The sequence below is a fragment of the Arthrobacter sp. P4_F10 genome (genome assembly GCF_056401435.1).
Window position 1 is genome coordinate 17,819 of record NZ_JBFUJJ010000013.1, and the last position, 13,925, is coordinate 31,743.

Here is a 13,925-nt window from a genome sequence, read left to right on the forward strand (position 1 = left end):
GTGCTATCGATTGGTGTTGCTGGCGGCCGCGTAGACCTGTTCGCCGCGCACCCAGGTCGAGGTGACGGCGGTCGTGTGGAGATCCTGCGGGGCCAGCTCGAAGGGGTTCGGCCGGAGCACGGCGAGGTCGGCGAGGTAGCCGGGCGCGATCATGCCCGTGTCGTGGTCCCGGTGGTTCACATAGGCACTGCCGGCCGTGTACGCGGTCAGTGCTGTGGCAAGGTCGAGCCGTTGGCTGGGGTCGCCGAGGGGGCCGGAGGGAGAGTGCGGTGCCACCCGGTTGACTGCGACGTGGATCGCCTCGATGGGGTTTGCGCTCGATACCGGCCAGTCGCTGCCGGCGGCCAGGCGCGCCCCGCTGGCGAGGAGTTCGCCGAAGGGATAGTGGCGCGATTCGGCGTCGGCCGGCAGGAAGGGCAGGGTGAGCTCGTCCAGCTGGCTTTCGTGGCAGGCCCACAAGGCCTGCATGTTGACGACGACGTCGAGTTCGGCGAACCGCGGCGCATCCGCCTCGCTGACTACCTGCAGGTGCGCCAGGTGGTGCCGGTTACCACTGGGGCCGTTGACCCGGCGGGCGGCCTCGACTGCGTCCAGGGCCTCGCGGACGGCACGGTCGCCGAGTGCATGGAAATGTACCTGGAAACCGGCCGCGTCGAGTGCCGTCACGTACTCCTTGAGCCGCTCCGGGTCGATGAAGGAGAGCCCGGCGTTGTCCGTGCAGTGGCCGTGATTGTCCAGGTAGGGGGTCGTCATGGCGGCCGTGAAGTTCTCCGCTACCCCGTCCACCATGATCTTGACAGTCCCGGCCGAAAACGCGTCGCCCGGAAGCCGCGCGGCGACGTCTGCCCGGCGTTCGGTCAGGCGGGGCAGCTGCTCAAGGCCGGAATCGCGCTCCCACCACTGGGCTCCACGGACGTGAGCGCGCAGCGTCTTCTCGGAGACGGCCGCGCTGTAAGTTTCGAGCGTGTCGGATGCGCCGAACAGGGCGCCGACGGCGGCGTCCTGCCAGCCAGTTATGCCGAATCCGAACAGCTCCTCCTGGGCGCGGAGCAGCCCGGCGTAGACGAGATCGGGGTGCGCGGCGGGCCGCACGTGGTCAAACAGGTTCATCGCGCCTTCGTGAACCGTACCTGCCGGGCTGCCGTCGGACTCGCGCTCAATTCGGCCGTCTGCAGGATCCGCGGTCCCCGCGTGGATGCCGGCGAGTTCAAAGGCCCGGGTGTTGGCCCAAGCGCCGTGATGGTCGCGGTTGAAGAGCAGCACAGGGCGGTCCGGCACGAGCCGATCGAGCGCCTGCCGGGTCGGCGTGCCGCCCGGAAAATGGTCCATCGACCAGCCACCGCCGAGGATCCACTCCGCGCCCGGGTATTTTGCGGCATACGCGGCGATCGTTTCAAGCGCGTCGGCCGCGCTCTCCGCACCACTGAGATTGCACTGCAGAAGTTCCATTCCGGCGGACGCCGGGTGAACGTGCGCATCTTGGAAGCCCGGAATCAGGAGGGCGCCGTCCAGGTCGACGACCCGGGTCTGCTCCGTGGCCGCCGCGAGAATCTCGACGTCGGGCCCGATCGCCTTGATGCGGCCGTCGGATACTGCGACTCCCAGCCGTTCCGGCGTGTTCGATGCGGCGGTGAAGGTCCATCCGCCCGTAAAGATCAAGTCTGTCTTTGTCGCCAAGTGAGCCTCCTGGGTTGCGGTGCGTCGTTGCACCTCTGGTCGATCCCCAGTGACATTAGTCACGAATCAGCAACCATGTCAACGGTGTTGACTACAAAGTTGACTTCGTTGGGGACCGCGCCATACTGGTAGCTGGGGGACGGTGAATTCGCGTTTCCCGGCGCGGAGAAACATCCGCCGCCAGTGATTGTGATGTACTGCTGTCAGCCGACAGCAAGAAGGAGTGGGTCAAGTGGCGAATCCTCTCGCTGAGCGGCGCGCGACGGCGCGGGCTAAGCCGCGGCTCGACGCCGAGACGATCATTGCTGCCGGGCTGCAGATCGCGGCGAGGCCGGGCGCTACGGCCGTCACGGTGCGGGAATTGGGTGCGCTGCTCGGCGCTGATCCGACGGCGATCTACCGGCATTTCCGCAGCAAGGACAACCTCATGGGGTCGCTCCTGGACCGGCTGTTCGCGATGAGCCTTGAGCGCGTGACGGCCCCGCGTGAGCAGTGGCGCACGCGCCTGACGCAGCTGGCCACTGCCACGATCGACCTGTTCACCGAATATCCGGCGATCGGTGCCGAGGCGATCGTGCTGAGCACGGGGGGTCCCGCGGAGCTCGAAATCGTCGAACTCATCCTCGATGGGCTCAGCGTCGCCGGACTTGAGGGTGAGGACATCGTGCGGCATTACGCGGCCCAGTCGACCTACGTCCTCTCTTATGCGGCCGGTATCGCCCGCGGGCTGAGCATGCGTGAGGGCGTGGCGGCCGAGGAGCACGGATCGTGGATGGGTCGCTCTCTGGCCGTGACGTCGGCATCGCATCCGCAGATCAATGCGCTGCGGGAGCAGCTGCTCGCGCTGCGTGACCGCGAGGTCTTCTTCCTGGGCGTTGACGCCCTGCTCGACGCGGTTGACGCAACCGTCGAGCGCCGCAAACGGTAGCTGGCACACCAGGGCCTTGTCCCGCAATAGCGCCGCTGCCGGCTGACTGCTGACGCCAACGGCGTGCCCACGGACAAAGTGCGTGCAGGTACCGCCGGAAACTAAGGCGCGTTGGAGAAGTTGCGACTAATGATGTGATCGAGGAGCGTGTTCCGGTCGAGGCCCAGAAGGGCCGAAGCAAGACTGGCGACCAGGTCGAGCACATCATCGCTGCTGGCGGTGCCGGCGAGAACATCCATGACCAGACCGTCTTCCTGGGCCACAAGGGTACGCGCAATCTTCGCCGGTTCAAGGACAGGAAAGAACTCACCGGCCTGCGTTCCATCGGCAATGATCCGTTCATAAATCAGCTGCTGGGTGCGGGTGAGTTCCTCTTGGATCCGTCGGTGCTCCGCGTCCCTGAGCGAATGGGTCCAGTACTCGTAAAGAATCCGGAAGGCATCATCCTCCAGCCCTGCCGTCGTGCCTGCGCTGATGACGGCGGCGAGCCTGACGGTCGGACTCATGCCGGTGTCCGCTGCCTCCGATAGCCGCGTGAGAAATCTGGCGGAAGAGGCGTGGACGGCTGCCGCGGTGATCTCGGCCAGGCTTCCGTAGTAATACAGCACGGCGTTTGGGGCCATGCCTGCCTCCGCCGCAATCGCGCGCAACGTCGCAGCTTCTGCGCCGTCACGGGCGGCGACGGCCTGTGCTGCCGCCGCAATCTCCCTGCGGCGCCCTTCCCTCTTGCTGAGGTTTGCCATTGCCACTCCCCCTTTGGCCCGATGCCTATTGACAACGAGTCTAGACCCGTATTGAATGGCATTCAAATTTGAATGTGATTCAAATAACTTTGATTCGATGAGGAGTCTCCGTGTCACATCCCCTTCCACCCCCCACCGTCCCACCCCCCGCCGTTCCGGTTGCCGCTGCGAGCAAGGGATTGAAGGCCGGATCGATCGGTATCGGCCCGACGGTGGCATTGGGTCTTGCCGCTGTGGCCCCGGCGTACAGCCTCGCGGTGACCCTGGGTTTCGTTGTCCTGGCGGTCGGGTCGAGCACACCCGCGGCGTTCCTTCTGGGATTCGTGCCGATCCTGTTCACGGCCTTCGCCTTCCGGGATCTCAACCGGGAAATGCCTGATTGTGGCGGGGTATTCGTGTGGATCTCGCGTGTCTTCGGCCCGGGGACGGGCTGGTTTTTCGGTGGCTGGGTCCCCCAGATTGCCACCTTCATCTCCAGCGCGGCCCTGGCGCAGGTTGCCACGACGTATCTTCTGACCTTCCTGGGGCTCGGCTGGGCAGCTTCCCAACCGGTCATCATCGCCGCCATCGCGTGCGGGCTGATCGCGCTGAGCGGCGTTGTGGCGGCCCGGGGAATTGAACTCTCCGCGTGGCTCCAATACGCGCTGATTGCCTTGCAGCTGATTGCCCTGGGCGGCTTCTGCATCGGGGCCTTTACTGCCATGGCCGCCGGCACCGCGGCGGAAGGTGCGGAGCAGCCAAGGCTGGACTGGTTCAATCCCTTTGCCTCCGGCGATCTCTCCGGCCTGGTCCACGGCGTCATCCTGTGTCTGTTCATCTACTGGGGCTGGGACGCGCTGATCGCGGTCAATGAGGAAACGACCGACCGCAAAGGAACACCCGGGCGGGCCGTGGTCATCACCACCGTGATACTTCTGTTCTTCTACGTCGTGACCGCGACGGCCGCCGTCGGCTTTGCCGGGATCGCAGGCATCACGGACCCCGCAACCGTCTCGGACGTCCTGTCTGTGCTCGGCCCCCAAGCCACCGGCGGCTTCTTCGGGCAGATCATCATCCTCGCCGTCGGCATCTCGGCCTTGGCGGCCCTAATGACGGTCGCGGTTAGCAACCCCCGGTCCTGGCTCAGCATGGGAACTTACGGCGCACTGCCCGCGGCCACCACGAAGATGCATACGTCCAGGGGGACACCCACCACGTCAATCCTCTGGTGGGCGCTCCTGAGCATTGCCGTGACATTGCTTCTGACAGCGATCAGCGCCGACTTCATCGGCCTGGCCATACTTTCAGTCGGCCTGATGATCGCCGCCTACTACGCCGCGACGGCCTTGGCCTGCGTCGTGTATTTTGCTCCCCAGATGCGCACGTCCGCCTCAGCCCTTGTCCTGAAGGGCATCCTTCCGGGTCTGGGCGCCCTTCTGATGACGGGAGCGTTTGCGTACAGCGCCGTCGACATGATGTCCCCCGAATACGCCGGGCTCTCCTGGCTTGGCATCGGAACCGTGTTCTGGATCGGAATCGGCGCCCTGGCGCTAGGTGTTCTGGTCATTGCCATCATCCGCCCCAGACTCCGGCCCTACTTTTACGGGCAAACGATCCCCCGGGGAACTTTCTCCACCCGCAACGAACTGCAATCCATCCTGAGCAGCGAAACCGAGGCATAAATGCGCGTCCTATCCATTGCAGCAATCCAAACGAAACCCGTTCCCTACGACGTCGAAGCAACCTGGGAACGCTTCGCCGCCCAGGCCGAAACCGCCAAAGAGCTCGGACCTGACGTCGACATCATCGTCGCACCCGAACTTCTGCTCGCAGCACCCGGGGAATTCCTGATCCCGGACCCTGAGGGCGAAACCCGCTCGGCCGGCCCCATCCCCAGCGCGCTCACCGACCGGATCGCGGAGCTGGCCCGCCGCCTGGGGGTCTGGCTCGTGCCCGGATCCCTGCTGGAAACCGACGGCGGAAACACCTACAACACGGCAATCGCTGTCTCCCCCGAAGGCGAGATCGTGGCCCGGTACCGGAAGCTCTTTCCCTGGCGTCCGTTCGAAACAACGACGCCGGGCGGTTCGTTCGTGACCTTCGACATCCCGGACCGGGGACGCGTAGGCCTCGCCATCTGCTTCGATGGAAGCTTTCCCGAGGTCGCCCGGCAACTGGCATGGCTCGGAGCGGAAGTCATCATCCAGCCCACCCTGACCACGACCCGGGACAGGGAAATGGAAATCGTGATGTCACGTGCCAATGCCTTCGCAAACCAGGTCTACGTCGTCAACGTCAACGGCGCTGACCCATCAGCAGTCGGGGAAAGCGTCATCGTGGACCCGGAAGGCACCATCATGCAGCACGCCAGAGGAGGCGAGGAAATCCTCTACGGAGTCCTTGATCTCGACCGGGTCACACAGGTCCGCCGCTACGGAACCCACGGCATCAACCGGCCCTGGGCACAGCTCCACGACCAGCAGGGGATCCTGTCATACCCGATGTACGGCGGAGCGCATTTCCAACCCCCGGCCTGGAGCACTTCGGACCCCGACGCTTCACGCGCGAAACAATTCAGCGCCTCGAGGTTCTGACACCCGCATAAGGCAGCGCCCCTACAACGCCCGGTGCGTACCTCCGGCCCCCTCCGGAGGTACGCACCCCTGATCCCGTCAACAGTCGTCGGCAAACACGCTCAATACTCAAAATCATGGGAAGTCTGATGCCATCTAACCTCAGAACCGCGGACACTGTCATCGTCAATGCCAAGGTGCACACACTCGATCCAAGGCAGCCATCTGCCAGCACAATCGTCATCGCGAACGGCAGGATCCTCGCCGCTGGTGGCAAACACCTTCTTGGCGAACATCGCGGTCCACGCACCCAAGTGCACGATGCGAACGGCCAGACAATCACGCCGGGGCTCATTGACGGGCACATCCATCCCATCCAAGGGTCGGAAATCACGGTCGGCGTCGATCTCGGCTCAGTGTCTACTTTCGACGGTTTCCTCGCCGCCCTGCGCACCGAAGCAGCCAGAGTGCTTTCGGAGAACTCAGCGGGGTGGGTCCGGGGATGGAACCTTGACTACGGCGTCTTTGCAGGAAGGCGAATATCCGCTGACCTGATTGAGGAATCGGTCTACGGCCTGCCGACGTACATTCTCCTGTTTGATCTTCATACCGCGCTGGCGAGCAAAGAAGCTCTGAGATTGAGTGGCATCACGGGTGGGCGCCGGTTTTGCGACATGTCAGAGATTGTTGTTGACGAGGCAGGCAACCCAACCGGAGAGTTGCGGGAATCCACTGCCTACGAATTGGTGGGATCCACCGCGCCGGCTCTTTCTGCAGTGCAGGCCGTTGAGAGGGCACGGGAGCTGATCTCTTGCCTGTCGAGAACCGGCATTACCTCGGGAACGATCATGGATGGCGATACTGCTTCGCTCGATTTCATCGACAAGATCGATAGCACCGGACCGGGTCTGCCGGTCAGGCTGGTTTGCGCACTCGAGCACAGCCCTGGCCTGGCTGCCGAGGAAGCGCGGTCATACCTTTTGTCGAAGGATCGACAGGGTCGCCGCTGGCGCGGTGGGCTCGTCAAACTCTTGCTTGATGGTGTTATCGATACGGGAACCGGTTGGCTCTATGAACCGGACACGTTGGGCGGCGGACTGAAATCATTCTGGCCCGACCCGGCGGACTATGCTGCAACCGTCAAACAATATGGCGATGCAGGATTTCAAGTCGCGACGCACGCTATCGGTGATCGAGCCATCGGTGCTGCGATCGACGCCTATGTCTCGGCCGGCGTGCGGTCCCGCCGAGGAGCTCCGCACCGCATTGAGCACCTGGAATGCCTTGCGGATAGGGATCTTGCACGTCTTTCCGCGGCGGGCATCACAGCATCAATGCAGCCCCTGCACATGCAGTGGCGAAAGGCGGACGGATCCGATTCATGGTCCAGTCGTTTGGGGGTCGAGCGATCGAAACGGGCCTGGAGGATCCGCGACGTCATAGATTCAGGCGCTCCGGTTGCGCTGGGCTCGGATTGGCCAGTGGCTCAGTACGACGCGCGCATCGGCATGGCATGGGCCCGCCTGCGTCGGATCCCGGGCCGGACCGATGCGCCCGTCTTTGAACCTTCACAGAGGTTGACAGCGCTCGAAGCGCTCAAGGGCTTCTCGGTCTGGGCCGCCGAGGCCCAAGGAGACCATGACCAAGGAACCATCCGGCCCGGCAACAAGGCCGACCTCGCGGTATGGGCCGACGATCCACTCTTGGTTTCCGCCGACGACATCATCGGGCTCCCGATCGAGTCGACCTGGGTGGATGGAGAAATTGTCTTTAGCCGGCAAGACTAAGCGGACGTCGCGGCCCAAGGCGTGCCAACGCGACGGTTCCAGCGGGATTCCACGTCCCGCGGCCGCCCCACCCACCCGGCGTCCTGGCGTCCCTGGCCGTTTAGTCTCTGCGGCTCCCTGACCGTCGGGCACACCCCCGGCTACCATGGCCTCATGACGTCCGGACAACGGCTGCGCCAGATCGCCAACTTGCTGAACGGGTCCACCCTTCTGGGCCTGCTGCTGGCAGCCGGCGCCCGGACGCCCGTCAGCTCCGGTCCGCGCGGACTGCTGATCGCGAGCCGCTACCGCTGGCGGCTTCCGTTTGCCGCGGCCTTCACCGTGGGCAACGTGATCGTGTTCCGCGCCGGCCCGGAATCCGCCCGCGCCAATCCGGCGCTGTTGGATCACGAGGAGCGCCACAGTACCCAGTACGCCTGGTGCCTTGGGTGGCCCTTCCTTCCGCTGTACTTCATCGCCGCGGGCTGGTCCCTCTGGCGGACGGGCAATCCGGGCAGCGCCAACTTCTTCGAGCGCCACGCCGGTCTGGAAGCAGGCGGCTACCCCCGGCCCGGCATGCCCGGGACCGCTCCACGGATCCAACGAAGAAAACGCAGTATCGGCGTTTCTGCCCCCGAACGTTATGAGGCCTGACATGACAGAGACCCCCAGAACCATCTCGGTCACAGGAACCGGCAGTGCCGAGGCGGTGCCGGACCTCCTGACCGTGTCGATCGGCGTTGAATGCCGCCGCGAGACCGTGGTCGAGGCCTACGCCGAGGCCGGCACACGATCGGCCGCCATCACGGCGGAGCTCCGGCAACATGGGGTGGACAGCGCTGACATGTCTACCTCCGGGCTGAACGTCCGGGCCGAGCTGAACTGGCAGGATGGCCAGGGCCAGACCGTGACCGGCTATCTGGCCTCCAGCACGCTCACCGTCAGGATCCGAGCGTTGTCCGCGTCCTCGCAGATCCTTGCCGCTGCCGTTACGGCCGGCGGCGACTCCGTCCGGCTGAACGGGCTGAGCCTCGGCTTCGCGGACTCCGCCGCCGTCGAGGCGCGTGCCCGGGAGGCCGCCTGGCAGGACGCCCGCAACACCGCCGCCCACTACGCCGCACTCTCCGGCGCTGGCCTGGGCAGGGTCCTTTCCCTTACCCAGCACACCGGTTTCCAGGCGCCGGTCCCGGTGGCGAAGATGCAGCGGGCGGTGGCGTCCGACTCGCTCACCGTTGAGGCCGGCGAGTCGAGCGTCACCGCCACGATCGGCGTCGTCTGGGAACTGCTCGAGTAATTGTTTGAGTAACTGCTCGTGTCGCCGACGGCGGCCGCTGCCCGCTTGATCCCTCGGATGGCACGCCGCTAGTGCGTTGCGCCGGCGGCGAGCCTGAGATCCGCCGTCGTCGCAAGCGCGGTGCGGACGACGACGGCGAGCGCCGCCGCCATCTGGTGCGCTGGCAGCGACGGGGTGCTGCTCCCGGCCGGAAGCTGGGTGTCCGCGTAGGGAGCGTGGACAAACCCTCCCCTGGTCCCCGGACGGAGCCGCAGGGCGTGCATGAGCGCGTAGAAGACGTGGTTGCAGACGTAGGTCCCGGCGCTCTGGGACACTTCCGCCGGGATCTGCTCGGCCGTCAACGCCGCGAGCGCCGGTTTGACGGGCAGCGACGTGAAATAAGCCGCCGGCCCGTCGCGCACCACGGGTTCGTCCACGGGCCGGTTGCCGGCGTTATCCGGGATCCGGGCGTCATCGCAGTTGATGGCCACCCGCTCCAGCGAGATGCGCGCCCTCCCGCCAGCCTGGCCGGCGCACAGCACAAGCTCCGCACGGAAGCGCTCGAGGGTCTCGGTCAATACCTTGGCCGAGGCGCCAAAGACGCAAGGCAGTTCCACCGCCTGGACATCCAGCCCTTCGGACTGGAGCAGCCGTGCCGCCGCACCGGCTGCGGCCCACGACGGATTGGCCGTCTCGCCGCCGAACGGCTCGAACCCGGTCAGGAGAATCATCGCCCCAGCCTAGCAACGCGCCCTAAGGCTGCGCGCGGCGACCAGGCGGCATCCTTGACATTTAGTCGAACATACATTCGAATATAGGCATGAGATGGGACGCACAAGCACTTGAGCGCGGCGATTCCCCGGCCGCCCTTTCCGCCGATTCGCCAGCCGCACCGGCCCTGCTGCCGCTGGCCGGGCTGGTGCGGTCCGTGTCCACCCCGGAGTTTGCCGGGATCACCTTCCATGAGGTCACCGCCAAATCGGTGCTCAACAAGGTGGTTGCCGGTTCGCGGATGCCTTTCGAATGGACCATCAACCCGTACCGCGGTTGCAGCCATGCCTGCGTCTACTGCTTCGCGCGCAAGAGCCACACCTATCTGGACTTCGACGCCGGCCTGGACTTTGACAGCCAGGTTGTGGTCAAAATCAACGCCGCCGAGATCCTGCGCAAGGAGCTGGCCAAGCCCTCCTGGCAGCACGAGCATGTGGCCCTCGGCACCAACACGGACCCGTACCAGCGCGCCGAGGGCCGCTATCAGCTCATGCCCGGCATCATCGGTGCCCTCGCCGATTCCGGCACTCCCCTGTCCATACTCACCAAGGGCACGCTCCTGGCCCGGGACATTCCACTGCTGAAGCATGCCGCGGCCCAGGTGCCGGTGGGGGTGGGCATTTCGCTGGCCATGACCAACGAAGAACTGTCCGAGGCCGTGGAACCGGGCACGCCCGGGCCGCGGGCACGGTTGAAGCTCATCTCCCGGCTGCGGGAGGCCGGCCTTCCCTGCGGGGTCATGGCCATGCCCATCCTGCCGTGGCTATCGGACAGCGACGACGCCCTCGACTCCCTCTTCGGCGCCCTGGCGGCGGCCGGCGCCACCGGTGTCACGGCCGGCGCACTGTATCTGAAACCGGGCACCCGTGAATGGTTCATGCAGTGGATCGCCCGCGAACATCCGCAACTGGCCGGCAAGTACCGCCGGCTGTACGGCAGCGGGTCCTATGCGTCCAAGGAATACCGGGCCTGGCTGGCCGGCCGCATCCGCTATTTCAAGGGCCTGCACGGCTTTTCCGGCTCGCAGGGATTCAGCCACAGGGATCTGGACGGCGGCACCGACGACGACGCCCGCCAGGAAGAGGCCCAGTACCCGGCGGGAAGCATCCCGGACACGGCCGGGCACGCAGGCGCCCGGCATGCTGGCCTCACCAGCTCAGCCCAGGCCAACACAGCCCAGCCCACATTGTTTTGAAGCCCGCCCCACCGCAGCGCGTCTTGCCTCGAGCGCAGTGAACCTGAAGCCACTTGACCTAGAGCGCAGTGAACCTAGAGCGCAGTGAACCTAGAGCGCTTTGACCGCGCCCAGCACCCTGGCGAGCGAATCCTTGGCATCCCCGAACAGGAGCGTGGTCTTGGGATCATGCAGGAGCTCGTTCTCGATGCCGGCAAATCCCGGGCGCATCGACCGCTTCAGGAACACGATCTGCTGGGCCTGCACCACTTCCAGGATCGGCATCCCGTAAATCGGCGAACCCGGAGAGGACTTGGCCGCCGGGTTGACGACGTCATTAGCGCCGACCACCAGCGCGATATCCGTGTTCGCGAACTCGGGATTGACTTCGGCCAGCTCCCGCAGCGACTCGTACGGCACGTTGGCCTCGGCCAGCAGCACGTTCATGTGGCCCGGCATGCGTCCGGCCACGGGGTGGATGGCGAAGACCACCTCCACGCCACGGGCAGCCAGCGCCGTGGCAAGTTCCGCCACGGTGTGCTGGCCCTGCGCCACGGCGAGTCCGTAGCCGGGAACGATCACCACCCGCTGGGCGTAACCGAGCTGGACGGCAACGTCCTCCGGCGACGAGCAACGTACGGGCCGGTCACTCAGGGCGGTGGAACCCGCCGTCGAGCCGCCCTTGAACGCCCCGAAGAGGATGCCGGCGACTCCGCGGCCCATGGCCGAGGCCATGACCTTCGTCAGGATTGTGCCGCTGGCGCCAACAAGCGTCCCGGCGACGAGCAGCAGGACATTGCCCAGGACCACACCGGACGCTGCCACCGCCAGTCCCGTGAAGGCGTTCAGCAGGGAGATCACGATCGGCACGTCCGCCCCGCCGACGGGCAACACCAGGAGCAGCCCGGCAGCGAGTCCCAGGCCCAGCAGCGCGAGCGAGAAGCCGAGCGACCCGGTCAGGACCACGAGCCCACCCGAGATGACTGCCCCCAGCAGGACGGCCCCCATGACCCAGGGCATGCCGGGAAACAGCAGCGGGCGGGTGCTGATGAGTTCCTGCAGCTTGCCCACAGTCACCGCGGAGCCGGCGAAGGACACCGCGCCCACCAGCATGGTGAAGACCACGGCCAGGCGGACCCATGGATCCTCGTTGTGGCCAAGTTCCAGTACGGCCACGAGTGCGGCGGCCCCGCCTCCGACGCCGTTGAAGAGCGCCACCAGTTGGGGCATCTGGGTCATCTGCACCCGCCGGGCCACGGGGACGGCGATCGCGGAGCCGACGGCAATGGCCACGAGGATGAGCGGAATATTTTCCAGCCGCGCCGAGAAGAACACGGTGACGACGGCGAGGAGCGCCCCGGCGGCACCGATGGCGTTGCCGCGGCGGGCTGTCCGCGGCGAGCTGAGGCCTTTGAGCGCCAGGATGAAGCAGACGGCAGCCGCAAGGTAGAGCAGGGCCGTCCATTCGGGGGTCAGGAGACTCATCGGCCCTCCCCCGCCACGCCGCCGCCGGAGCCCCCGTCACCGGGGTGTCCTGCTCCCGCGGTTCCGCCGGCTGTGGCGGCGCCGGTTGAGGCGGGTGTGCGTGCCCGCTTGTGTCCGCTGAACATCTCAAGCATCCGGTCCGTGACCACGAAGCCGCCCACCAGGTTGACGGTTGCCAGGACCACGGCCAGGAGCGCGATGCCAAGCACCCACGGGTCGCTGGCCTGTCCGGCCACAATAATGGCGCCGACCAGGATGATGCCGTGGATGGCGTTGGCGCCGGACATGAGAGGTGTGTGCAGCTTGCTGGTGACCTTGGAGACGACTTCGAAGCCGACGAACACCGCGAGCACCACCACTGTCAGCACCGCGACCGGGCCCATCATGCCTCCGTTTCCAGTGCTGCAGCGCTGGGGGCATGCCGCACGGCGCCGCCGTGGGTCAGGCACGTTCCGGCGACCACGTCGTCGTCGAAGTCCGGAGCCACTGCACCGCCTTCGGTCATGAGGGCGAGGAAGTTGCTGACGTTCCGGGCGAAAAGCCGGGACGCGTCGGACGGCATGGCGGATGCAGCGTCCTGCAGGCCCACGAGCGTGACCGACCCGCCGTCGACCGGCACCTGGACGTCCTGGCCGGCGATCACGCCTTCGACGTTGCCTCCGGACTCCGCGGCGAGGTCGACGACGACCGATCCGGCCCGCATGCTGGCCACCATAGCGGTGGTCACCAGCAAGGGAGCGGCCCGGCCCGGGATGGCCGCTGTCGTGATCAGGATGTCCGCTGCAGCGACGTGCGGGGCGAGGAGGCTGCGCTGGCGTTGCGCCCGGTCCTCGCCGAGGGCGCGGGCGTAGCCTCCGGTTCCTTCGGCCGCCGCATCGACGTCCAGGTTGATGAAAGTGCCCCCCATCGAGGCGACCTCGTCGGCGGAGGCGGCCCGGATGTCGTTGGCCGACACCCGGGCGCCGAGCCGTTTCGCCGTGCCGATCGCCTGCAGACCGGCGACACCGGCCCCGAGGACCAGCACCCTCGCCGGCGGGATGGTCCCCGCGGCGGTCATATAGAGCGGGAAGAACCGCGGGTACCGGACGGCGGCTTCGAGCACTGCGCGGTAGCCGGTCACCAGGGACTGCGAGCTGAGCGCATCCATGGACTGTGCCCGGGAAATCCGCGGAAGCAGTTCCAGGGCGAACGAGGTGATCCCGGCGGCGGCCAGCGCGCGGACAGTCGGCAGTTCCGAGGCCGGCGACCCCAGGCCGATGGTGACCGTGCCGGGCCGAAGCCGGGCCGCGGTCTCCGGGGTGAGCGGGCGCACATGGAGGAGGACGTCGAGGGCCTCGAACGGGAGGTCGGAGATCACCGTGGCGCCAGCCTCTTTGAAGGCGGCGTCCACGAACCCTGCTTCGGTGCCGGCGCCGCTCTCCACCAGGAGATGGAGCCCGAGGGCTGTCAGTTGCTGGACCGTCTCCGGTGTGGCCGCAACGCGGCGTTCCCCGGCTCGCTGCTCTCGTCCGACACCGACCTGCACGGCCACTCCTCTCGATTGCGTTCAGAGTAGG

At 66.3% G+C, this 13,925-nt stretch carries 13 protein-coding genes; 7 read left to right on the forward strand and 6 right to left on the reverse strand.

Annotated features, from left to right (window positions below):
* Positions 1 to 3: 3 nt before the first annotated feature.
* Positions 4 to 1,677 carry an amidohydrolase gene (locus AC1DR1_RS14175; protein ID WP_364747472.1) on the reverse strand — a complete coding sequence of 558 codons (1,674 nt, stop codon included), beginning with the start codon at positions 1,675 to 1,677 and terminating at the stop codon, positions 4 to 6.
* Positions 1,678 to 1,909: 232 nt separating this feature from the next.
* On the opposite strand from AC1DR1_RS14175, the gene AC1DR1_RS14180 reads away from it, so the two are divergent.
* Positions 1,910 to 2,605 carry a TetR/AcrR family transcriptional regulator gene (locus AC1DR1_RS14180; RefSeq protein WP_229993946.1) on the forward strand — a complete coding sequence of 232 codons (696 nt, stop codon included), beginning with the start codon at positions 1,910 to 1,912 and terminating at the stop codon, positions 2,603 to 2,605.
* A 101-nt stretch (positions 2,606 to 2,706) separates the two neighbouring features.
* Here AC1DR1_RS14180 and AC1DR1_RS14185 read toward each other — a convergent pair whose 3' ends face one another.
* On the reverse strand, positions 2,707 to 3,348 hold the full coding sequence (locus tag AC1DR1_RS14185; protein WP_364747469.1) for a TetR/AcrR family transcriptional regulator: 642 nt from the start codon (positions 3,346 to 3,348) through the stop codon (positions 2,707 to 2,709).
* 110 nt (positions 3,349 to 3,458) lie between these two features.
* Between AC1DR1_RS14185 and AC1DR1_RS14190 the strand changes: the two genes are divergently transcribed.
* The 5 genes from AC1DR1_RS14190 to AC1DR1_RS14210 all read left to right on the forward strand — a co-directional run bounded on the left by AC1DR1_RS14190 (position 3,459) and on the right by AC1DR1_RS14210 (position 8,960).
* A complete protein-coding gene (locus AC1DR1_RS14190; RefSeq protein ID WP_476992772.1) occupies positions 3,459 to 5,009 on the forward strand; it encodes an APC family permease in 1,551 nt (516 codons plus the stop codon).
* Positions 5,010 to 5,921, forward strand: a complete 912-nt coding sequence (locus AC1DR1_RS14195; protein ID WP_229996143.1) for a carbon-nitrogen hydrolase family protein — start codon at positions 5,010 to 5,012, stop codon at positions 5,919 to 5,921.
* Positions 5,922 to 6,049: 128 nt separating this feature from the next.
* Complete coding sequence (locus AC1DR1_RS14200) at positions 6,050 to 7,687, forward strand: amidohydrolase (RefSeq protein WP_476992773.1); 1,638 nt, start codon at positions 6,050 to 6,052, stop codon at positions 7,685 to 7,687.
* 153 nt (positions 7,688 to 7,840) lie between these two features.
* The gene (locus AC1DR1_RS14205; RefSeq protein WP_476966449.1) at positions 7,841 to 8,320 is read left to right on the forward strand and encodes an eCIS core domain-containing protein; all 480 of its coding nucleotides are present in this window, start codon (positions 7,841 to 7,843) and stop codon (positions 8,318 to 8,320) included.
* A 1-nt stretch (position 8,321) separates the two neighbouring features.
* Positions 8,322 to 8,960, forward strand: coding sequence for an SIMPL domain-containing protein (locus AC1DR1_RS14210; RefSeq protein WP_229992941.1), 639 nt, complete (start codon positions 8,322 to 8,324; stop codon positions 8,958 to 8,960).
* 68 nt (positions 8,961 to 9,028) lie between these two features.
* Here the strand turns inward: AC1DR1_RS14210 and pcp are convergent, their stop codons facing one another.
* Complete coding sequence (gene pcp / locus AC1DR1_RS14215; RefSeq protein ID WP_476966450.1) at positions 9,029 to 9,670, reverse strand: pyroglutamyl-peptidase I; 642 nt, start codon at positions 9,668 to 9,670, stop codon at positions 9,029 to 9,031.
* 89 nt (positions 9,671 to 9,759) lie between these two features.
* Here pcp and AC1DR1_RS14220 point away from each other — a divergent pair, with 89 nt between their 5' ends.
* On the forward strand, positions 9,760 to 10,905 hold the full coding sequence (locus AC1DR1_RS14220) for an Rv2578c family radical SAM protein (protein ID WP_229992942.1): 1,146 nt from the start codon (positions 9,760 to 9,762) through the stop codon (positions 10,903 to 10,905).
* 90 nt (positions 10,906 to 10,995) lie between these two features.
* Here the strand turns inward: AC1DR1_RS14220 and AC1DR1_RS14225 are convergent, their stop codons facing one another.
* From AC1DR1_RS14225 to AC1DR1_RS14235, 3 genes are read right to left on the reverse strand one after another with little or no spacing between them, the layout of a single operon-like run.
* The gene (locus tag AC1DR1_RS14225) at positions 10,996 to 12,369 is read right to left on the reverse strand and encodes an NAD(P)(+) transhydrogenase (Re/Si-specific) subunit beta (RefSeq protein ID WP_476966451.1); all 1,374 of its coding nucleotides are present in this window, start codon (positions 12,367 to 12,369) and stop codon (positions 10,996 to 10,998) included.
* A complete protein-coding gene (locus tag AC1DR1_RS14230) occupies positions 12,366 to 12,752 on the reverse strand; it encodes an NAD(P) transhydrogenase subunit alpha part 2 (protein ID WP_364747532.1) in 387 nt (128 codons plus the stop codon). The genes AC1DR1_RS14225 and AC1DR1_RS14230 overlap by 4 nt, the downstream gene beginning before the upstream one ends.
* A complete protein-coding gene (locus tag AC1DR1_RS14235; protein ID WP_364747461.1) occupies positions 12,752 to 13,894 on the reverse strand; it encodes a Re/Si-specific NAD(P)(+) transhydrogenase subunit alpha in 1,143 nt (380 codons plus the stop codon). Before AC1DR1_RS14235 ends, AC1DR1_RS14230 begins: the two co-directional genes overlap by 1 nt.
* Positions 13,895 to 13,925: the final 31 nt, after the last annotated feature.

What these genes read in the sequence shown, in the direction of transcription:
- AC1DR1_RS14185 (WP_364747469.1), bottom strand. Translation starts at nt 3,348, where the DNA reads ATGGCAAACCTCAGCAAGAGGGAAGGGCGCCGCAGGGAGATTGCGGCG.
- AC1DR1_RS14195 (WP_229996143.1), top strand. Translation starts at nt 5,010, where the DNA reads ATGCGCGTCCTATCCATTGCAGCAATCCAAACGAAACCCGTTCCCTAC.
- AC1DR1_RS14200 (WP_476992773.1), top strand. Translation starts at nt 6,050, where the DNA reads ATGCCATCTAACCTCAGAACCGCGGACACTGTCATCGTCAATGCCAAG.
- AC1DR1_RS14205 (WP_476966449.1), top strand. Translation starts at nt 7,841, where the DNA reads ATGACGTCCGGACAACGGCTGCGCCAGATCGCCAACTTGCTGAACGGG.
- AC1DR1_RS14210 (WP_229992941.1), top strand. Translation starts at nt 8,322, where the DNA reads ATGACAGAGACCCCCAGAACCATCTCGGTCACAGGAACCGGCAGTGCC.
- pcp (WP_476966450.1), bottom strand. Translation starts at nt 9,670, where the DNA reads ATGATTCTCCTGACCGGGTTCGAGCCGTTCGGCGGCGAGACGGCCAAT.
- AC1DR1_RS14220 (WP_229992942.1), top strand. Translation starts at nt 9,760, where the DNA reads ATGAGATGGGACGCACAAGCACTTGAGCGCGGCGATTCCCCGGCCGCC.
- AC1DR1_RS14225 (WP_476966451.1), bottom strand. Translation starts at nt 12,369, where the DNA reads ATGAGTCTCCTGACCCCCGAATGGACGGCCCTGCTCTACCTTGCGGCT.
- AC1DR1_RS14230 (WP_364747532.1), bottom strand. Translation starts at nt 12,752, where the DNA reads ATGGGCCCGGTCGCGGTGCTGACAGTGGTGGTGCTCGCGGTGTTCGTC.